Origin of the sequence: Polynucleobacter sp. AP-Elch-400A-B2 (assembly GCF_018688355.1) — a bacterium.
GTDB lineage: Bacteria > Pseudomonadota > Gammaproteobacteria > Burkholderiales > Burkholderiaceae > Polynucleobacter.
Genome location: NZ_CP061317.1, coordinates 1,469,226 through 1,489,656, shown reverse-complemented (window position 1 = coordinate 1,489,656; position 20,431 = coordinate 1,469,226). Strand labels below are relative to the sequence as shown.

Sequence of the window (20,431 nt, the reverse complement as noted above, 5' to 3'; positions counted from 1 at the left end):
GCAAGATGCGATTTTCTCCCCTGATATTTGTGATCGGTATATTACTGATTCCGATTTCGTACGCAGCGGATATTCAGGTAATTACCTCGGGTGCATTTGCTGAGGCACTAAAAGAGCTGGCCCCTGAGTACGAAAAACAATCTCCCAATAAAGTGATTATTTCTTATGGATCATCAATGGGAGTTGCGCCCGACTCCATTCCCTCTAGATTGGCGAAGGGAGAGCAGTTTGACGTCTTAATTCTGGCTGCACCCGCACTAGAGGGTTTTATAAAAAGTGGCGTACTTCAGCCTGGGGTTCGAGTAGATTTAGTAGCCTCAGTAATGGGAGGGGTAGTGAGGGTTGGCGCACCCAAGCCTGACATCAGTACTATGGCTGGACTTAAATCGGCGTTACTTAATGCGAAGTCAATAGCCTATTCAGCAAGTGCCAGTGGCGTTTATTTATCTACGGAGCTTTTCCCAAAAATGGGAATTTCTGAGCAGATGGATAGAACTGCGAGGAAAATTTATAGCGAGAGAGTGGCATCGGTCGTAGCCAGAGGAGATGCAGATTTGGGTTTCCAGCAAGTCAGTGAGTTGCTTCCGATTCCTGGTGTAGATTTCATTGGCGAGTTACCTCAAGAGGCACAGAAGACGGTTCTATTTTCTGCGGGTATTACTATCAACACAAAAAATCTTGATGAATCTAAAGACTTGATAAAGTTTTTAGCATCGCCTAAGGCCGTTCCAACTATTCAAAAGGCAGGTTTAAAGCCGGTATTACCAGCTTTGCCTTGGTAGGATTAAAAGGGAAATAAAAAATGAAGCTGTTGTACAAAGTAACTCTGATTACATTCTTATGTTTAGTCCTTGGACGGGCTTTTGCTGCTGATCCATGGCCAAATCATCCTATCAAATTTATCGTTGGCTTTGGTCCTGGTGGCGCAAATGATACGGTTGCCAGAGTGGTCGCTGAAGCGGCCTCTAAAGAACTTGGGCAATCCATTATTGTGGAGAATAAGCCTGGAGCCGGATCCGTGTTGGGCGCAGATTTTGTGGCTAAGAGTGCGCCTGATGGATACACCTTCTTTGTTAGCGCAGGTGGAATTGTTACCAATCCTATGATTAAGACATCAATGCCTTATAGGGAGGGTGATCTTGTTCCGGTTGGTTTGTTAACGATTAGTCCATCCATTATTGTTGTTTCGGCGGATTCAAAAATTAACAATATAAAGGATTTGCTGGTGTCGGCTAGAGATGCAAAAGGCCTTAACTTCTCCACCGCTGGCACTGGGAGTACTCCTCATTTCGTTGCGGAGATGCTCAAAGTAAAAGCAGGCGGCAAGTATGAAATCATTCCTTATAAGAGTGGTTCAGAAGGAATGGTTGCTGTTATCTCCAATCAGGTTGACGTTACATCAGAGGCTAGTGTGGTTGTGATTCCGCAAATCCAAGGCGGTAAATTAAAAGCTATTGCATCAACTTGGAATAAAAGAATCGCTGCCCTCCCAAATGTACCAACAACTAAAGAGCAGGGTTATCCGGAGGTGTTGATTGGCCACTGGGCCGGGGTTTTTGCTCCCAAGGGCACACCTGATGCTATTTTAGAAAAAATGAATCAGGCGATTAATATAGGCCTCAAAACCGCTGGAGTACAGAGTCGTTTGACTCCACAGGGGATCGAGCCTTCACCAGGAACAAGAGCCTCATTCATAAAATTCTTAGCTGATGAAAAGGCAAGGTTGGAGCCAATCGTGAAGCGCGCTAATATGAAAGAGGATTAAACCAATTTCTTTAAAGCTGTTTGATATTTTTATACTCAGTTATATTAGTATCAACAAAAGAAGTTAATATAAATTACCTTATACTTTATTAATACTCGCTAGGAGATCAACATGAGCACTTGCGTACTTGCAAAATCCAAGCTTTGGGCTTTAGCATTTTTCAGCTTTTTAGCTATGAGCGTAAATGCTCAAACTAAGTGGGACTTAGCCAGCGCTTATCCAGTCAGCAACTTTCACACAGAGAACTTGCAGCAATTGGCTGCAGATGTTGATAAAGCAACAGATGGTAAGTTAAAGATTGTGGTTCATCCCAACGGATCCTTGTTTCCTGCAAATGGTATCAAGCGGGGCGTTCAAACTGGCCAAGCCCAGATGGGTGAGGTCCTCATCTCTGTTCTTGCTAATGAAAACCCTATTTTTGGCGTAGACTCAATTCCTTTTTTAGCAACGAGCTTTAAGGAGTCGGCAAAACTCTGGAAGCTATCCAAGAGCGCTACAGAATCTGCTTTACAAAAGCAGGGTCTAAAAGTTGTGTATGCCGTTCCTTGGCCACCTCAGGGCTTGTATTCGAAAAATCCTATTAATTCAGGCGCTGATATGAAGGGTCTGAAGTGGAGAGCCTATAACCCAGCAACTTCGAAGATTGCTGAATTAATAGGTGCCCAACCAGTAACAGTTCAGGTGGCTGATTTGGCTCAAGCAATGGCAACAGGTACGATTAATTCCATGATGACCTCTGGGGCAACAGGCGTTGATATCAAGGCATGGGAAAGTTTGAAGTACTACTACGAGGTTGATGCTTGGCTTCCGAAGAATATTTTGATGGTAAATCAAAAAGCATTTGATGCCCTAGATAAGCCCACACAAAATGCATTATTAAAAGCATGTGCTGAAGCAGAAAAGCGCGGAACTAGAGTTTCTGAAGAAAAGACCAAGATGTATAACGAAGTATTGGCTAAGAATGGCATGAGCGTTCAAAAGCCATCACCACAGCTGAAAAATGACTTAGATAGAGTTGGTCGAATCATGGTTGCAGAATGGATCCGTTCTGCTGGTGATGAAGGACAAAAAATCATTGAAGATTTTAAGAAATAAAAATTCATGTCAACATCGCGAAGTTATTATGGCCGTCTTTTAGATGGCTTGATTCAAGGGGCCGCCGCACTGGCGGCCTTGTGTATTCTCAGTATTTGCATTTTGATGGTTTCCATGTCCTTGTCCCGAGAGTTCGGGATCAATTTGCGTGGCGCCGATGATTTAATTTCCTGGCTTTGCGCCGCCTCGGCATTCCTCATATTGGCTCAAACATTTCAGCATGGCGGCATCGTGCGGGTGGAGATTTTTTTAGGCACCTTGAGCCCTCAATGGAGGCAGCGTCTTGAAATCATTGGCCTAACCGTGATGTCAGGTTTTTGTTTGTTTGCTTTGGCTGCTTTTTCTTTATTCGTGTATCAAAGTTGGGACTTTAATGATGTCTCGCAAGGACAAATTATTGTTCCATTATGGATACCGCAAATCTTTGCAGCAATCGGCTGCCTAATCTTTTTCTTGGCCGTTGTGGATGAGTTAATCAGGGTTCTTAAGGGTAATAAACCGCGCTATCAACAGATGGCCGAAGATCGTTTGAGTGCCGGTGATTTTGGAGAGACTTTGTGAGCATTACCCTTATTGCCTTAATTTTGCTGGCCTTGATGTCTTTTCTGCTGTTGATGGGCATTTGGATTCCAGCTGGGGTTGCAATTACTGCCTGGTTTGGGCTGGCATTCTTCTCCGATAAAGATACGATGATGAATTTAGCCAACGTTTGGTGGAATTCAAGTTCATCCTATACATTAGCCTCTCTGCCCCTGTTTGTTTGGATGGGTGAGATCCTATTTAGAACGAAACTATCAGAACAAATGTTTACTGGTCTTTCGCCATGGCTAAATTGGTTGCCGGGTAGATTGATGCATGTGAATATTTTAGGGTGCGGAATTTTTGGTTCTGTATCAGGCTCTTCTGCAGCAACCTGTGCAACCATTGCTAAATCCGCATTACCCGAGCTGACTAAGCGTGGCTATGATGAAAAAATCACACTCGGCTCTTTGTCCTGTGCTGGAACACTTGGTATTTTAATTCCACCATCAATCACCATGGTGGTGTATGCGGTTGCTGCCGATCAATCAATCATCCGAATTTTTTTAGCAGGATTCATTCCTGCCGCCATATTGATGCTGCTATTTTCTGGATACATTATTGTGTGGGCCTTACTAAATCCAGATAAAACACCTCCAGCAGAGAAATACTCCTTACAGCAACGCTTGTACTCTATTGGGCAATTATTACCCTGTACAGCTTTGATTATTTTTATTGCCTGGGTCATGCTTGCCGGGTACTCTACTGCTACTGAGGCTGCTGCCTATGGAGTTGTAGGTTCTTTGATTCTGGCGGCTGCCGGACGTAACTTATGTTGGAGCAATTTTTGGGAAAGCTTGCTTTCGGCAACCCGACTCACTGCCATGATTATGTTTGTGTTGGGCGCTACCTCATTTCTATCTATCGTGATGAGTTACACGGGTATACCTAGAGGCTTAGCTGAATGGGTGCAAAGCATGCATCTTTCACCTTGGGCCCTCATCTTTGTCCTCACTATTATTTATATTTTGCTGGGTACCGCCTTAGACGGCATATCCATGATTGCCTTGACTACCGTCACTGTCTTGCCAATGGTCCAAGCCGCCGGCTTTGACTTGGTTTGGTTTGGTATCTTCATCGTACTGTTGGTCGAGATTGCTGAGGTCACACCTCCAGTTGGCTTTAACTTATTCGTACTACAAAGTATGACTGGAAAAGACAGTAATTACATTGCAAAAGTTTCCTTGCCCTTCTTTTCCATGATGGTTTTAGCCGTAGCTTTAATTACTATATGGCCCGAACTAGTTACATGGTTACCAGATCAGTTTTTGCAAAAAGAAATTAAGTAAAGGCAATGGCTTTAAAAAAAACAAAAAAAGTTATTTCTAAAGTAGAAATTCTCGATTTGGGCGATACGGCGCTCTTAATAAATTTTCAAGAGCATACTCAGGCCCTACATCAGATTCATCAGTTGTGCGAGGCTTTATTTACGCGGTCTCCACCCTGGTTATTAGATGCGATTCCTGGAATAGACACCCTTCTGGTGAGTCTTCGTTTTCAAGATTTTCAATATGCATTGATTCGATCAACAGCCCGCGCTGAAATTAATGAATTGCTTGCAAATATTCTGGGTGATAAAGAATTCATTGCTGCTAAAGATTCGGTGCATCGAATTCGTGTTTGTTATGACCCAGCACTAGCGCCTGACTTATTGGCGAGCGCGGAGAAATGTAAGCTCACGGTACGAGAGTTTATTAATAGACATAAAAATTCCGAGATCACTGTCGATATTTTGGGTTTCATGCCTGGTTTTGCTTATTGCAGTGGCTTGGATCCTAGTTTAAAGCTACCTCGCTTAGAGAAACCTCGTACGGGTGTTCCCCCAGGTTCGGTAGCGATAGCGGAGTTACAAACCGCCATTTATCCTAAGACCACTCCTGGTGGCTGGAACATTATCGGGAGGAGTCCTGATCTTTTGTTTGATCCTCTGAAAGAGCGCCCCAGCTTATTGCATGCTGGCGATCGGGTACAGTTTATTGAGATCGATATAGATCAGTTTAAAAAAATTCAAGCTGAAGAGTCATTAAATACAAGTCAGCATATCAAAAAATATGACTCACAAAAGGGTGCTATTGAAGTGATTTCCTCGGGCCTACTAACCACGATACAGGCCTTGCCTCGTTATGGTTTGGCCCGTCTTGCTCTAAGCGCTGGGGGGCCAATGGATAAAGAGGGCGCTCGCCTCGCAAACGCCTTGGTAGGAAATTCAGAGCAAGCTGCTGGACTTGAAATCACAGGTACGGGTCCAAAACTATTATTTCATTTGGATACGTGGGTTGCCTGGGTTGGGTCCTATTGTGCTGCTCAGATTGATGGCGAAGTAATCTTGGGGAATCGTCCGGTCTTTATTCGCCAAGGTCAAACTTTGAGCTTTGGCAAAATAACCCAGGGGTATCGAATTTTCTTAGCGTTCAGCGGTGGAATAGAAAGTGAATTTATTTTGGGTGGTTGCGGCTCTCACCTGAGCGCGGGCATTGGAGATAAGCAAGTGCAAAAAGGCGATATTTTATATTTACCTAAGCTATTGCGAGAAACTCCTATGTTAAAAAAGCTTAAACAAGAACATCGCACGCACCCAAAATGGTCAGTAGCCTCCCCATCATTGTCGGGGAAAAATATCCAACTCATTAAAGCAATTCCAAGCATGCATTTGAATGTACTTAACACTAAAGAGCAAGCCTCTTTATGGAAGACCGTCTGGACGGTATCCTCGCAAAGTAATCGGATGGGTATGCGATTAGATGGTAACTTTAGTATCTCAGCTCCGATTACTGGTATTGCCTCACAGGGGATCTGGTTTGGTACGGTTCAGTTGCCGCCCTCAGGGCAGCCTATCCTTATGATGGCCGAACATGCAACCACTGGAGGTTATCCGCGTTTAGTTGAAACAATCGAGTCTGAGCGATCAAAGTTGGCCCAATTAAGACCCGGTGACAAAATTCAATTTGTGCCGATTACACTAGAAGAAGCTGATCAAATAAATGCTGTATTTTTTGGTGAGCAAAAAGTAACTGTGAGTAACATAAAGGCTGTTCTCGAGGCTAAATCATGAAACGAAAAATTGATCTTAATAGTGATATGGGGGAGGGTTTTGGAGTTTGGGAGATGGGTAATGATTTTGCGCTCCTAGATTACATAGACTCAACAAATATTGCCTGTGGATGGCATGCAGGTGACCCTGAGAGAATGAAAAATTTAGTTGGGGCGGCGATCCAGAAAAATGTCATGATTGGTGCACACCCCAGCCTTCCTGATCTGTCTGGGTTTGGTAGGCGAGAAATGGCTATCACCCCTAACGACGCCTACAATTTTGTTATTTATCAGGCTGGCGCTCTACAAGCGTTTATTAATGCTCAGGGCGGGGTACTTCATCATGTAAAACCCCATGGCGCTTTTTATAACCAGGCAGCAAAAGATCTGAACCTGGCTCGCGCTATTGCTCAAGCTGTAAAAGATTTGGGTAAGGATGTCATTTTGTACGGACTAGCCTCCAGCTGTTTTGTTGAGGCGACGCAAGAGCTTGGGGTGCCACTATGGCAGGAAGTATTCGCTGATCGCCGATATACTTCTGAAGGCTACCTTGTCCCTCGCACTCAGACAAATGCCTTGATTCAGAGTGAGGACGAGGCGGCTGATCAGGTATTGCGAATGGCGCGTGATGGCGAGGTGCTTTCAATCGACGGCAGCATTGTTAAAGTTCAGGCGGATACGCTTTGTATCCACGGGGATAGTCCATCGGCCCTGGATTTTGTGAGAAAAATTAAACCCTTGCTCTAATTGCATCTAATGATGAGCCATGAAGCTAAGGGATTTCTATCGGTATCGATACAAAAAAATAGCCAAAAGAAATGTATACATCCTTGCTAGTTATTTTTAACCCTTAGAGTAAATATGAATAAAGAAACTAAGGGAATGCTCATTGGCTTTATTGGCATTCTTGTTTTTAGCCTAACCTTACCGGTAAGCAAAATTACCGTTCAAAGCTTCAATCCTTACTTCATTGCATTTGGTAGGGCTTCCTTAGCCGGTTTAGTTGCTTTAAGCTATCTTGCGTATAAGCAAGTACCACTTCCCAGTAAAACTGACTTAGTGAAGTTTGCTGTAATTGCGCTGGGGGTAGTTTTGGGATTTCCAATTTTTACGACACTGGCTATGAAAGAGGGTTCATCCTCTCATGGCGCCGTCATTTTAGGGATGATGCCCTTAGCAACTACAGTGATTGGAGTCATCCGCTTTAAGGAGCGCCCCTCGATCGGTTTTTGGCTTGTATCTATCTTGGGTGCTGCGCTGGTGATGATGTATGCCCTCCTTAAAAACTCTGGAAGTTTTACCTATATTGATATCCTGCTTGTACTTGGTGGCATTTGTGCTTGCGTAGGATATGTGGAGGGCGGAGAGTTATCTCGAAAGATGAACCCGCGGGTAGTCATTTCTTGGGCGCTAGTGATTTCATTGCCGATTAATATCGTGGCAACGTACTTCACATTTTCTTCATCGTATTGGGGCGCTGATGTAGTTGCTTGGACAAGCTTTGTCTATCTGAGTATATTTCCGATGTATTTAGGATTTTTCTTTTGGTATGAAGGCCTTGCGATCGGTGGAATCGCTAGGGTTAGCCAAGTGCAATTAATTCAGCCTTTTTGTACGCTACTGGCCTCAAGTTTTTTCTTGGATGATCGCATCACCTTAATGAATATGGTCTTTGCTTTTTTGGTTGTCTCTACAGTAATCCTTAGCAAGCGAATGCTCGTGAAGCGCAGTCACTAGATCAGTTTTTGTAGTGCCTCAAGATATTTCTCAGGGCTCAGTGCGCAGCCTTCACGTTGTGCCTCCCACATCACTTGTCCTAAGCATTCCATGATGGCGTGCTGAGCGTCATGTTCGGATCCCATTTTCTTAGCCAGCTTTTCTGAGATCGCTTTAATGCCTGGTGGTTGATCAATCGATATTTGCTCGCTAATCGATAGGTGCATGGAGAGATGTAAAAAGGGATTAGTCTCACCACGCTCTGGCGTGTAGTCTTGAGCAACTGCGCCTTCTGGATCTGCTAGGAGGGCATGATATTCCGGGTGCTCGGCCATCCAGTCACTAGCAATCGTTTCCATTGGTGTCAGAATATGATCCCCGGTTTTCTTCTTCCAGGTGTCGCAGAAAAATCGCCTGACTTCTTCGCGGGTGGGATTAAATATTGCCACGAACTTTTCCTTTACCAGTTTTCTGTTTAAAGCCGCAGAGTGGTTCAACAATACATTGTTCACAATCGGGTGTACGGGCTTTGCAGGTATATCTGCCATGCAAGATAAGCCAATGATGCGCATCCATTAAAAACTCTTTTGGGATGCGTTTGAGCAATTGCTCTTCAACTTTCACAACATCTTTACCAGGTGCCAAACCAGTTCGGTTTGAGACTCTAAAAATATGGGTATCGACTGCCATAGTAGGTTGACCAAAAGCGGTATTGAGAATCACGTTGGCAGTCTTTCTGCCAACACCGGGTAACAACTCTAGCTCTTCACGATGTTGAGGTACTTCACCACCATGCTTTTCAAGTAGCAGTCGACAAGTCTCTTGAATATGTTTGCCTTTGGAGTTGAATAAGCCAATGTGCTGGATGAAGGGCTTTACGCCTTGTTCGCCCAGATCCAGAAGGGCTTGGGGTGTGTTAGCAATCTTAAATAGCTGACGCGTACCTTTGTTTACTGAAATATCGGTTGCTTGTGCCGATAGCAAGACGGCAATGAGCAGTTCAAACGGAGAGCTGTACTCAAGCTCGGTTTCTGGATGGGGATTATTTTCCCTGAGTAGCTCAAAGAAGGCTTGGCGCTTTTCGAGATTCATCATTTTTGTAGCTGAGCTCGCGCGATCGCAGCGGCAATAATGGCCCGCTTTCTTTCCTGCTCTTTTAGAGCTGCTTCTGAATTGGGAATCTCTGCATTCACGGCAACGAGTTTGGCGGCAGCTTTCTTTGCTAGCCGCTCATCGTTATCACGTTGCTCACGATCTAATCTGAGATTGCGAGCTGCATATCTTGCGCGCGCTGTGTCTGCTAATTCTGGAGACCAAGCATCCCAACCCGTTTTTTGGTCAGTTACATCTAGCATGGTGATGCAGTCTACAGGGCAAGGGGGAATGCATAGATCACAGCCTGTACACCAATCATTTAAGACCACATGCATCTGCTTAGAGGCGCCCACAATCGCATCTACAGGACAAGCCTGAATACAAAGTGTGCAACCAATGCAAGTCTTAGGGTCTATGAATGCAACGGGTCGAGGGCGCTCTATGCCACATTCAGGATCAATGCTGGGATGTAGTTCAAACGCATCCTGAGGAAATATAGGCGACAGAATTGCGCTCAGCCGCCCAATACCTTCGACTCCGCCAGGAGGGCAGCGATTGGGTAGGGCCTCACCTGTTGCCATTGCTTCTGCATAGGCTCGGCAATCCGGGTAGCTGCATTTAGTACATTGGGTTTGAGGAAGGATATCCTCGAGACGATCTGTAAGTTCTTTCGTCTGTTGCTTATTCATTGCAATGGGAATCCCTAAAGCGAGTAGCGCGACCCTGGAGTCGCGCTACTGTTTTATGCGGACTTTGAACCCTCTAGTTTTGGAGGCCTAGCGCGGGTTTTCTTCTGAACACCTTGGTGCTCACGAATAAATGATTTAATTTTTGGATACACCTTCTCGCGCCAACGACGACCTGAGAAGATTCCGTAGTGACCAGCACCGGCAACTTCGTAATGGTCTTTGGCAGTCTTTGGAATGCCAACACATAGTGCATGTGCTGCCCGAGTTTGTCCGCTACCAGAAATATCATCCAACTCACCTTCCACTGTGAGAAGGGCAGTCTTTTTAATATCCTGCGGTTTCACTAAGTCGCCCGAGACTAACCAGGTGCCATTTGGCAAAGCATGATCTTGAAATACGGTCTTAATAGTGTCTAAGTAATACTTCGCATCCATATCTATCACTGCGTTGTACTCATCGTAGAAGCGAATATGGGATTCAGCATCTTGCTCGTCACCACGCACTAGGTTTTGGAAATAATCCCAATGAGATTGCATGTGATTCTGAGGGTTCATAGCAATAAAGCCAGAGTGCTGCAAAAAGCCTGGGTAAACATCGCGACCAGCGCCCGGATAGTTTGGAGGTACCTTATAGATCACGTGACTTGCAAACCAGTTATATGATTTTTGATCAGCCAAGTCATTTACTGCGGTAGGTGATTTACGAGCATCGATAGGGCCACCCATCATGATCATCGAGGCAGGTGTTTTTTCACCGGCAGATGCCATTAAGGAGATTGCACCTAATGTGGGTACTGTTGGCTGGCAAACAGAAATCACATGTAAGTTCTCTGCACCAATGGTGCGGATGAAATCTTGTACGTAGTGAACATAGTCATCTAAACCAAAGGCAGCCTCATCAGCAGGAACGATACGTGCATCAATCCAGTCGGTGATGTAAACCTTATGATCCTGCAAAAGAGTACGTACAGTGTCGCGTAGCAATGTGGAGTGATGGCCGGATAATGGGGCTACAACCAAGACTACTGGATCGTCCTTTAATTTCTTAATGACATCAAGATCATCAGAGAAGCGTTTGAAGCGAATTAAATTACAAAACGGTTTAGCAGTAATTGTTTTTTCATGGATCGCTACTTCACGACCATGGGCTTTTACGGAGCGAATACCAAATTCGGGTTTATCGTAGTTTTTGCCTAAGCGATAGAGGAGTTCATAGCTAGCAGCTAAGCGATCGGACCCCGGAATTTTGGATGCTGGATTTGAGGCGTCGATAAATGCCTTTGAGGCTGCGCGAGCCCATGAACTAATGGGTTGCAGTAGCGCTGTTTGAAACTCATGTAGTTGATATAGCATGGTACCTCCTGGTAATTCAGTTTAACTGCTTGTTACACCTATTTAAGCCAATACACGGGCGATTGCTTGAGCTACCTTGTCAATATTTTTGGTATTAAGGGCGGCTACACAAATACGGCCTGTAGAGAGGGCATAAATACCATCTTCCTTTTGTAAGCGCTCGACTTGCTCAGCGCTCAAGCCTGAGTAAGAGAACATACCGCGCTGCGCTTCAATAAAAGCAAAGTCTTGCTTTACACCAGCAGCAGCCAGTTTTTCAACTAATCCGTGACGCATTGCTTTAATACGATCGCGCATCTGCGCTAATTCATCTTCCCAGAGCTGTCTGAGTTCTGGTGAATTCAAAACAGCAGCAGCAATTGCAGCGCCGTGAGTTGGGGGATTGGAATAATTTGTACGAATCACGCGCTTCAATTGAGAGAGTACGCGAGTGGATTCATCTTTACTTTGGGTCACGATAGATAAAGCGCCAACGCGCTCACCATAGAGTGAGAATGATTTGGAGAAAGAGCTCGATACAAAGAAGGACATCCCAGACTCGGCAAATAGACGAACTGCAACACCATCTTGCTCAATACCAGCGGCAAAGCCTTGGTAAGCTACGTCTAAAAATGGAATGAGATCTTTCGCTTTACAGATATCAATCACTTGACGCCATTGCGCTTCAGTAATGTCAGCGCCGGTGGGGTTGTGGCAGCAAGCATGCAGCAAAACGGTGGTGTATTTTGGGAAAGACTCTAAAGACTTCACCATGCCATCAAAATCTACGCCACGGGTTTTGCCATCGAAGTAGGTGTACTCAACTACTTCAAAGCCAGCGGATTCAAAAATACCGCGGTGGTTTTCCCAGGTTGGATTGCTAATAGCGCAAGGCGCGTTTAAGTTAAGGCGCTTGATAAAGTCGGCGCCAACACGCAATGCACCAGTTCCACCAAGGCACTCTGCAGTAACAATGCGACCATCTTTGATGAGTGATGAGTCGGTACCGAACAATAAGTTCTGAACTGCACTGTTGTATGGATTTGGACCTTCGATTGGAATGTAGCTGCGCGGTGAATGCTTTGCAACTATCGCCTCCTCAGCCTGAATCACTGCCTTCAAAAGAGGTACTTTGCCTTCGTCGGTGTAATAGACGCCAACACCTAGGTTGACCTTGTCTGCGCGTTGATCGGCGACATAGGCTTCTGTGAGGCCAAAAATAGGGTCTTTAGGGGCTAGCTGGACTGAAGTAAAAAGGTTCATTTGATGGTCAGAAAGGGTGGATAAGGGGATATTTCAGTTAAATTTGCTTTGAATGGCTGTTTTTGAGGCTGGATTCAACTATTTCTAAATAAAAACGGCAAAATCGATGTTTGTACAAAATTCGCTGTGAACTAAAACTTACAGTTGAAATGATATCTGAGATGCCTCCCAAGTTGCCTAAAACTTCCTCGAATTCCCAAGTTGCCGAAAGCAAGAAAACCCCTGTAGCCGATCCTTTGGGCGAGGTGGGCCATGATTTAGATCCAGCCAAATTCGTTTCATTCCCAGATTCTCCGTTTCATCTCTATCAACCGTTTCCACCCGCAGGCGATCAGCCGGCTGCAATTGATGCTTTGGTAGCTGGCATTGAGGATGGCCTGACCTTTCAGACGCTGTTGGGGGTTACTGGCTCGGGTAAGACCTTCACCATGGCCAATGTGATTGCCAGAACAGGTCGTCCCGCCATCATTTTTGCCCCAAACAAGACCTTGGCTGCCCAGCTCTACAGTGAGTTTCGGGAGTTTTTCCCCAAAAATGCGGTGGAGTACTTTGTTAGTTACTACGATTACTACCAGCCGGAGGCCTACGTTCCGACACGCGATTTGTTTATTGAAAAGGACTCATCGATCAATGAGCATATCGAGCAAATGCGACTGTCTGCCACTAAGAGTTTGTTGGAGAGACGCGATGTCATCATCGTAGCTACTGTATCCGCCATTTACGGTATCGGTAATCCAGGTGACTATCACAGCATGGTGATGACTTTACGTCCTGGTGACAAGATGAGTCAGCGCGATATTTTGATGCGCTTAATTGCGATGCAATACGACCGCAATGAAACCGATTTCAAGCGCGGTGTTTTCCGAGTTCGGGGTGACACGATTGATATCTTTCCAGCTGAGCATAATGAATTAGCAGTGCGCGTTGAACTCTTTGATGATGTGATCGAGAGCTTGCAATTCTTCGACCCACTCACTGGAAAAATTCGTCAGAAGATTCCGCGCTTTACCGTCTACCCAAGTTCGCACTATGTCACGCCGCGTGATACCGTTCTCAAGGCGATTGAAACTATCAAAGCAGAGTTGCGGATTCGTTTGGATGAGTTTGTAAAAGACGGCAAGCTGGTTGAGGCGCAGCGCTTAGAGCAACGCACCCGCTTTGATCTGGAGATGCTTAATGAATTAGGCTTCTGTAAGGGCATTGAGAACTACTCTCGCCACCTCTCTGGCGCCATGCCTGGTGAGGCGCCACCTACCTTGGTGGACTACTTGCCCAATGATGCACTCATGTTCTTAGATGAGAGTCATGTCCTCATCGGTCAGCTTAATGCGATGTACAACGGTGATAAGTCTCGCAAACATACCTTAGTAGAGTTTGGATTCCGCTTACCTTCAGCCATGGATAACCGCCCACTCAAATTTACTGAGTTTGAGACCAAGATGCGTCAAACCGTATTTGTTTCTGCAACACCGGCTGATTACGAAAATACGCACACTGGACAAGTGGTAGAGCAAGTTGCTAGACCAACTGGATTGGTTGATCCAGAAATTGAGGTGTTACCAGCAAGTACGCAGGTAGATGATTTACTGAATCAGATTCATGAACGCGTCAAAGTTCACGAACGTGTTTTAGTAACAGTATTAACAAAGCGCATGGCTGAGCAACTCACAGATTACTTATCAGATAACGGAGTAAAAGTACGCTACGTGCATTCTGATATTGATACGGTGGAGCGTGTAGAAATTCTGCGTGACTTACGCTTAGGCGTCTTTGACGTATTGGTGGGTATTAATTTATTACGTGAGGGCTTAGATATCCCAGAGGTCTCACTGGTCGCCATCTTGGATGCAGATAAAGAGGGCTTCTTGCGTTCTGAGCGCAGTTTGATTCAAACCATTGGTAGGGCGGCCCGAAACGTCAAAGGTAAGGCGATTTTGTATGCTGACCGCATTACCGATTCCATGAAGCGGGCGATGGGCGAAACCGAGCGCCGCCGCACCAAACAGATTGCCTTCAACAAGGCCAATGGTATTGAGCCGCGCGGCGTTAAAAAGCGGATTAAAGACATCATTGACGGAGTCTATGACGTCAAAGAGAAGCGCTCTGAGATGCAGGTTGAGCAGGAGCGGGCACGCTATGAGGATATGAGTGAGAAGGATTTAGCGAGCGAAATCAAGCGTTTAGAGAAGCAAATGAACTCTGAGGCCAAGAATTTGGAGTTTGAAAAGGCAGCCTCTTCCCGCGATAGATTGACTAAAGTGAAGGAAATGGCCTTTGGTGCCCGCTCTCGGGACGCCATTTGAATTGAGGGGTTAATGCCTGAGCAATTTAGTGGGGTATATGGTAAAGTTGAGTGGAATGGTCGGGTATTACCCGCCCGACTGTTAGCTGTCCATAACAATCCATTACCAAGGTGACATATGAGACTTACAACTAAAGGCCGTTTTGCAGTAACCGCAATGATCGATTTAGCCCTGCGTGAGACGCACGGGCCTGTAACTTTGGCCGGAATCAGCCAAAGACAGAAGATTTCCCTCTCTTATTTAGAGCAATTGTTTGGCAAGTTACGCCGCTTCAACATCGTTGAAAGTACTCGCGGTCCTGGTGGTGGTTACACCCTAGCCCGTAAATCCGAGGAAATTAGCGTAGCTGACATCATCGTGGCTGTAGATGAGCCACTGGATGCAACTCAATGTGGCGGCAAAGGCAACTGTCATACCGATGAAGAAACCCAAGGCCATTGCATGACCCATGATCTTTGGTCAAATCTCAATGCCAAGATGGTGGAGTACTTGAGCTCAGTGTCATTACGAGACTTGGTTCACCAGCAATCTGGACGTGGGATCGTATTGCATGATTTGCGACCCAAGAAAATTAAGGCTGACAGTGTTAAGACTGAAAAGTCAGCACCAGCAGTCGCAGCAAAGAAAGAAGATGCTCCGAAGCGTCCTCTCGTGAATTCTGTTTTTAATCTAGCCCGGCAAAGTTAATCAAGAGATCTATCTCTTTACCCATAAATCGATAAGCAAAAAATGAACGCTCCACAAGACATTCCCCAGCAATCAATACCGATGTTTAGTCCTAAGCATTTTCCGGTTTATATGGACTATTCGGCTACTACGCCGATTGATCCGCGCGTGGTAGATAAGATGTTGCCTTACTTGCGTGAGCAGTTTGGTAATGCCGCATCTCGTAGCCATGCCTACGGTTGGGCTGCGGAGGAAGCAGTTGAGTGGGCGCGTTCAGAAGTGGCTCAGTTAGTTCACGCTGACCCAAGAGAGATTGTGTTTACCAGTGGCGCAACTGAAAGTATTAATTTGGCACTTAAAGGTGCGGCGCATTTTTATAAAGACCGTGGCAATCACATCATTACCGTGAAGACAGAGCACAAGGCTACTTTAGATACCTGTCGTGAGCTCGAGCGCGAAGGTTTTGAGGTAACTTACTTAGATGTTCTTCCAAATGGTTTGATTGATTTTGCTGGGCTGGAAGCAGCAATGAAGCCAGGCACTATTTTGTTATCAGTGATGTACGTTAACAATGAGATTGGCGTGATCCAAGATATTCCAGGTATTGGAGAGTTATGTCGCTCACGTGGTGTGATTTTTCACGTAGATGCAGCGCAAGCTACTGGCAAGGTTGAAATTGATTTAGAGAAAACCAAAGTAGATTTAATGAGCTTTTCTGCTCATAAGTCCTATGGCCCTAAAGGTATCGGCGCCTTATTTGTGCGTCGTAAGCCCCGTATTCGTATTGAGGCGCAGATTCATGGTGGCGGTCATGAGCGCGGTATGCGTTCAGGCACCTTAGCTGTTCATCAAATCGTTGGCCTGGGCGAGGCTTTCCGCATCGCACGCCTTGAGATGGCCTCAGGCAATGCTCGTATTCGTGCTTTGCGCGATCGCCTGCTCAATGGTTTGAAGGATATTGAAGAGGTTTACGTTAACGGAGATATGGACCACCGTGTTCCCCATAACCTCAACATCAGCTTTAACTATGTTGAGGGCGAGTCGATGTTGATGGCGTTGAAAGACCTAGCCATTTCCTCTGGCTCTGCATGTACCTCAGCATCCTTAGAGCCTTCTTATGTATTACGCGCTCTTGGTCGTAATGATGAATTGGCGCATAGCTCAATTCGTTTTACCTTGGGACGCTTTACTACTGAGGAAGAAGTAGATTTCACGATCAAATTAGTTAAAGAGAAGATTGCAAAGTTACGCGAACTTTCACCTTTGTGGGAAATGTTTAAGGATGGTATTGATCTCAGCACCATCCAGTGGGCAGCGCACTAAGCAGTACTGAATATATTTAAGCAAGATAAAAGACAAAAGAGATAGCGAGAAAATACCATGGCATATAGCGACAAAGTAATTGATCATTATGAAAATCCCCGCAATGTGGGTTCTTTTGAAAAAGGCGATGACCAAGTGGGTACTGGCATGGTCGGTGCACCTGCCTGTGGTGACGTCATGAAGCTACAGATTCGTGTAAACGATCAGGGCGTGATTGAAGATGCCAAGTTCAAGACCTACGGTTGTGGTTCTGCGATTGCATCTTCCTCATTAGTCACTGAGTGGGTTAAAGGCAAAACCTTGGATCAGGCTTTAGAGATCAAGAACTCTTTGATTGCTGCAGAGTTGGCTTTGCCACCAGTAAAAATTCACTGCTCTATTTTGGCTGAAGATGCCATCAAGGCAGCAGTGGCCGATTACAAAGAAAAGCATCCGGCCCTGTAAAGATAAAGAGGCTTTCATCATGGCAATTACCTTAACCGACAAAGCAGCAAAACATGTTCAGCGCAATTTAGACAAGCGCGGAAAAGGTTGCGGCTTACGCTTGGGTGTTCGCACTACTGGTTGCTCGGGCTTAGCCTATCAACTGGAATATGTGGATGAGGCTGCCCCTGAAGATGCGAAATTTGAATCTAATGGCATCACCATCTTTATCGATCCTAAGAGCTTGGCCTATTTAGATGGCACCGAATTAGACTTTGTACGTGAAGGTTTGAACGAAGGCTTTAAGTTCCAAAACCCGAACGTAAAAGATGAGTGTGGTTGTGGTGAATCCTTCCGCGTCTGATAATTACTTTCGTTTCTTTGGCCTAGAGCAACAATTCAACCTGGATTTGTCTGCATTAGATCAAGCCTATTTGGCGATCCAAAAAGAAGTGCATCCTGATCGCCATGCTCGTGGTAGCGACACTGAGCGCAGACTAGCCATGCAAATGGCTACCTTAGCCAATACTGCGCTTCAGACTTTAAAAAATCCCATTCAGCGTGGACTCTATCTTTGCCAACTCCACAAAGTAGATGCGCGTCTCGAGACTAATACAGCCATGCCAGCTGCTTTTCTGATGAAGCAAATGGAATGGCGTGAAAGTCTCGAAGATCAAGATGAGGATCTCGGTGCTCTGGAAGCTCTAGCTGAAGAGGTTGATCAAGCTAAACGAGATGTCTTGGTAGAAATCGCACAGGCTATCGATGGTGCTAAGAACTATGAGCGCGCAGCTGAGTTACTCAGAGGTCTGCTTTTTATTGATAAGTTTGCGCTAGAGCTAGATGATGCTATCTCAGCTTTGGTATAACTTTACACTCTAGACCCCATGGCCTTATTGCAAATCTCCGAACCTGGTAAATCACTTGCTCCGCATCAGCGTCGGATTGCGGTAGGTATTGATTTAGGTACTACTAACTCCTTAGTTGCCATTGTGCGGGATGCTTTGCCTAAGGTTCTCCCTGATTCAGAGGGGCGCGAATTGCTTCCTTCGGTGGTACGTTATCTCCCAAATGGCAGAACCCAAGCCGGTTTCGAGGCTGCTGAAAGTATTGTCTCTGATCCTAAAAATACAATTGTTTCCGTGAAGCGTTTCATGGGTCGGGGTATTGTGGATGTGGAGAATATCGAAAGCGCTCCCTACGACTTCGTCGATGAGCCTGGGATGTTAAAGATCAAAACGGTGGCGGGTGACAAGAGTCCGATTGAAGTTTCAGCAGAAATTCTCGCACGCTTGCGCCAGTTGGCGGAAGACTCGGTAAATGACGACATCGTTGGTGCAGTGATTACGGTGCCTGCTTATTTTGATGATGCTCAGCGTCAGGCAACTAAAGATGCTGCGAAGTTAGCTGGTATTGAAGTTTTACGTCTGCTCAATGAGCCTACTGCTGCTGCCATTGCCTATGGTTTAGATAATGCCTCCGAGGGAATCTACGCGGTTTACGATTTGGGTGGCGGTACTTTTGACATCTCCATTTTGCGTATGAGCAGAGGGGTATTTGAAGTGCTTTCCACAGGCGGCGACTCTGCATTGGGTGGCGATGATTTTGACCATCGCCTTTATTGTTGGGTGATTGAGCAAGCTAAGCTTTCACCACTGTCGATTCAAGATCACCGTAAACTCTTACTCTCTTGTAGACATGCTAAAGAGCAATTAAGTCATAACCCATTAGCGCGCGTTCATGAAACCCTCACTGATGGCACTGTGATTAATGTCGGAGTTAGCCAGGCGCAGTTTTTTGAAATCACCCAGCACCTAATCAACAAGACCTTGGTCGCCGTGAAGAAGGCTTTGCGCGATGCAGGCCTTAAGGCGGATGAAGTCAAAGGCGTTGTGATGGTTGGTGGCGCAACTCGCATGCCTCATGTACAACGTGCGGTTGGTGAGCTCTTCGGCACAAAACCCTTAAATAATCTCAATCCAGACCAAGTTGTCGCTCTAGGGGCCGCAATGCAGGCTGACTTACTTGCTGGTAATCAAAGCAAGGATGATGAGTGGCTCCTATTGGATGTTATTCCACTGTCGCTTGGTATTGAAACCATGGGTGGCTTGGTAGAAAAAATTATTCCTCGCAATACGCCTATTCCGGTAGCGCGCGCCCAGGATTTCACGACCTTTAAGGATGGCCAAACCGCCCTAGCGATTCAGGTGGTGCAGGGCGAGAGAGAGTTAGCGCAAGACTGCCGCTCCTTGGGTAAATTTGAATTGCGTGGTATCCCACCAATGGCTGCTGGTGCTGCTCGTATTCGTGTGACCTATCAGGTAGATGCGGATGGATTACTTTCTGTAAGTGCTATGGAGCAGGGCTCTGGCGTTCAAGCCTCAATAGATATCAAACCATCATATGGTTTGACGGATGCCGAGATTGCTCGCATGCTGCAAGATGGCTTTGCTTCGGCCAAAGTAGACCTTCTATCCAGATCTTTGCGTGAAGAGCAGGTGAATGCACAACGTTTATTGGATGCTGTGCAAACCGCTTTGGATTCTGATCGTGAATTATTGAACTCTCAAGAACAGGCTGAGGTTGATCAAGAAATGACTGTCTTACAGAAGACGCTTGCAGAAGAAACTGATAGCGCCATTCTCAGAAAAGCAGTCGACCATGCCGCCAAGGCTACCGACGAATTTGCCCAAAAGCGTATGAATGCCAGCATTAAGAGGGCATTGGCCGGTAAGAATGTTGCAGAAATTTAAGAAAAGAAAATTACCCAAATGACTCAGATCGTTGTTCTACCCCATAGCGAGTATTGCCCTGAAGGCGCTGTACTTGAAGTGACTCCAGGCACCTCCGTTTGTGAGGCCTTGCTAGAAAACAATATTTCCATTGAGCATGCTTGCGATATGGTCTGTGCTTGTACAACCTGTCACGTGATTGTAAGAGAGGGTTATCAGAGCCTGAATGAGCCTGATGAGAACGAAGAAGATTTGTTAGACCGTGCATGGGGTCTGAATCCTCAGTCTCGCTTATCTTGCCAGGCTATTGTGGCGCGCCAAGACTTAGTCATTGAAATTCCGAAATACTCCATCAACCACGCTAAAGAAAATCACTGATTTCTGGCTCGGTATTACACTCCAGAAATACAAGAGGATGAAT

21 protein-coding genes are annotated in these 20,431 nt (G+C 45.7%); 16 read left to right on the top strand and 5 right to left on the bottom strand.

Going from position 1 to position 20,431, the window contains the following annotated elements; translation table 11 throughout:
* Nucleotides 1-5: 5 nt before the first annotated feature.
* From FD977_RS07690 to FD977_RS07655, 8 genes are all read left to right on the top strand, one after another.
* Nucleotides 6-782: a substrate-binding domain-containing protein gene (locus tag FD977_RS07690; protein ID WP_215304694.1), complete on the top strand. Its 777-nt coding sequence runs from the start codon at nt 6-8 to the stop codon at nt 780-782.
* A 20-nt stretch (nt 783-802) separates the two neighbouring features.
* The gene (locus FD977_RS07685; RefSeq protein WP_215304692.1) at nt 803-1,765 is read left to right on the top strand and encodes a tripartite tricarboxylate transporter substrate binding protein; all 963 of its coding nucleotides are present in this window, start codon (nt 803-805) and stop codon (nt 1,763-1,765) included.
* A gap of 111 nt (nt 1,766-1,876) precedes the next feature.
* Nucleotides 1,877-2,860 carry a TRAP transporter substrate-binding protein gene (locus FD977_RS07680; RefSeq protein ID WP_215304690.1) on the top strand — a complete coding sequence of 328 codons (984 nt, stop codon included), beginning with the start codon at nt 1,877-1,879 and terminating at the stop codon, nt 2,858-2,860.
* A gap of 6 nt (nt 2,861-2,866) precedes the next feature.
* Entirely contained in the window at nt 2,867-3,421 is a 555-nt protein-coding gene (locus FD977_RS07675) for a TRAP transporter small permease subunit (RefSeq protein WP_215304688.1), read from the top strand.
* Nucleotides 3,418-4,728 carry a TRAP transporter large permease gene (locus FD977_RS07670; protein WP_215304686.1) on the top strand — a complete coding sequence of 437 codons (1,311 nt, stop codon included), beginning with the start codon at nt 3,418-3,420 and terminating at the stop codon, nt 4,726-4,728. The genes FD977_RS07675 and FD977_RS07670 overlap by 4 nt, the downstream gene beginning before the upstream one ends.
* 5 nt (nt 4,729-4,733) lie before the next feature.
* Nucleotides 4,734-6,491 (top strand): 5-oxoprolinase/urea amidolyase family protein, encoded by a 1,758-nt coding sequence (locus FD977_RS07665; RefSeq protein WP_215304684.1) that lies wholly within the window; start codon nt 4,734-4,736, stop codon nt 6,489-6,491.
* Nucleotides 6,488-7,216, top strand: coding sequence for a 5-oxoprolinase subunit PxpA (locus tag FD977_RS07660; protein ID WP_215304682.1), 729 nt, complete (start codon nt 6,488-6,490; stop codon nt 7,214-7,216). Before FD977_RS07665 ends, FD977_RS07660 begins: the two co-directional genes overlap by 4 nt.
* A 114-nt stretch (nt 7,217-7,330) precedes the next feature.
* Nucleotides 7,331-8,206, top strand: a complete 876-nt coding sequence (locus FD977_RS07655) for a DMT family transporter (RefSeq protein WP_215304680.1) — start codon at nt 7,331-7,333, stop codon at nt 8,204-8,206.
* Here the strand turns inward: FD977_RS07655 and FD977_RS07650 are convergent.
* The 5 genes from FD977_RS07650 to FD977_RS07630 are packed head-to-tail and all read right to left on the bottom strand — an operon-like array spanning nt 8,203 to nt 12,563.
* Nucleotides 8,203-8,628: a DUF1841 family protein gene (locus FD977_RS07650; protein WP_215307099.1), complete on the bottom strand. Its 426-nt coding sequence runs from the start codon at nt 8,626-8,628 to the stop codon at nt 8,203-8,205. The two genes, FD977_RS07655 and FD977_RS07650, sit on opposite strands and share 4 nt — an antisense overlap.
* Entirely contained in the window at nt 8,621-9,277 is a 657-nt protein-coding gene (gene nth / locus FD977_RS07645; protein WP_215307097.1) for an endonuclease III, read from the bottom strand. Before nth ends, FD977_RS07650 begins: the two co-directional genes overlap by 8 nt.
* Entirely contained in the window at nt 9,277-9,975 is a 699-nt protein-coding gene (gene rsxB / locus FD977_RS07640) for an electron transport complex subunit RsxB (protein WP_371743129.1), read from the bottom strand. Before rsxB ends, nth begins: the two co-directional genes overlap by 1 nt.
* 47 nt (nt 9,976-10,022) lie before the next feature.
* Nucleotides 10,023-11,321, bottom strand: a complete 1,299-nt coding sequence (locus FD977_RS07635; protein WP_215304678.1) for a polyhydroxyalkanoate depolymerase — start codon at nt 11,319-11,321, stop codon at nt 10,023-10,025.
* Nucleotides 11,322-11,363: 42 nt separating this feature from the next.
* Complete coding sequence (locus FD977_RS07630; RefSeq protein WP_215304676.1) at nt 11,364-12,563, bottom strand: amino acid aminotransferase; 1,200 nt, start codon at nt 12,561-12,563, stop codon at nt 11,364-11,366.
* Between the two features lie 149 nt (nt 12,564-12,712).
* Between FD977_RS07630 and uvrB the strand changes: the two genes are divergently transcribed.
* The 8 genes from uvrB to fdx all read left to right on the top strand — a co-directional run bounded on the left by uvrB (nt 12,713) and on the right by fdx (nt 20,388).
* Nucleotides 12,713-14,866, top strand: a complete 2,154-nt coding sequence (uvrB, locus tag FD977_RS07625) for an excinuclease ABC subunit UvrB (RefSeq protein ID WP_251369462.1) — start codon at nt 12,713-12,715, stop codon at nt 14,864-14,866.
* A 117-nt stretch (nt 14,867-14,983) separates the two neighbouring features.
* Complete coding sequence (locus tag FD977_RS07620; RefSeq protein WP_215304674.1) at nt 14,984-15,553, top strand: Fe-S cluster assembly transcription factor; 570 nt, start codon at nt 14,984-14,986, stop codon at nt 15,551-15,553.
* A gap of 42 nt (nt 15,554-15,595) precedes the next feature.
* Nucleotides 15,596-16,855, top strand: a complete 1,260-nt coding sequence (locus FD977_RS07615; protein ID WP_371743103.1) for an IscS subfamily cysteine desulfurase — start codon at nt 15,596-15,598, stop codon at nt 16,853-16,855.
* 57 nt (nt 16,856-16,912) lie between these two features.
* Nucleotides 16,913-17,299 carry a Fe-S cluster assembly scaffold IscU gene (iscU, locus tag FD977_RS07610; RefSeq protein ID WP_215304672.1) on the top strand — a complete coding sequence of 129 codons (387 nt, stop codon included), beginning with the start codon at nt 16,913-16,915 and terminating at the stop codon, nt 17,297-17,299.
* Between the two features lie 19 nt (nt 17,300-17,318).
* Nucleotides 17,319-17,642: an iron-sulfur cluster assembly protein IscA gene (iscA, locus tag FD977_RS07605; protein ID WP_046330505.1), complete on the top strand. Its 324-nt coding sequence runs from the start codon at nt 17,319-17,321 to the stop codon at nt 17,640-17,642.
* The gene (gene hscB / locus FD977_RS07600) at nt 17,623-18,147 is read left to right on the top strand and encodes a Fe-S protein assembly co-chaperone HscB (protein ID WP_251369461.1); all 525 of its coding nucleotides are present in this window, start codon (nt 17,623-17,625) and stop codon (nt 18,145-18,147) included. The genes iscA and hscB overlap by 20 nt, the downstream gene beginning before the upstream one ends.
* 18 nt (nt 18,148-18,165) lie before the next feature.
* Complete coding sequence (hscA, locus tag FD977_RS07595) at nt 18,166-20,031, top strand: Fe-S protein assembly chaperone HscA (RefSeq protein WP_215304669.1); 1,866 nt, start codon at nt 18,166-18,168, stop codon at nt 20,029-20,031.
* Nucleotides 20,032-20,049: 18 nt separating this feature from the next.
* On the top strand, nt 20,050-20,388 hold the full coding sequence (gene fdx, locus FD977_RS07590) for an ISC system 2Fe-2S type ferredoxin (RefSeq protein WP_215304667.1): 339 nt from the start codon (nt 20,050-20,052) through the stop codon (nt 20,386-20,388).
* Nucleotides 20,389-20,431: the final 43 nt, after the last annotated feature.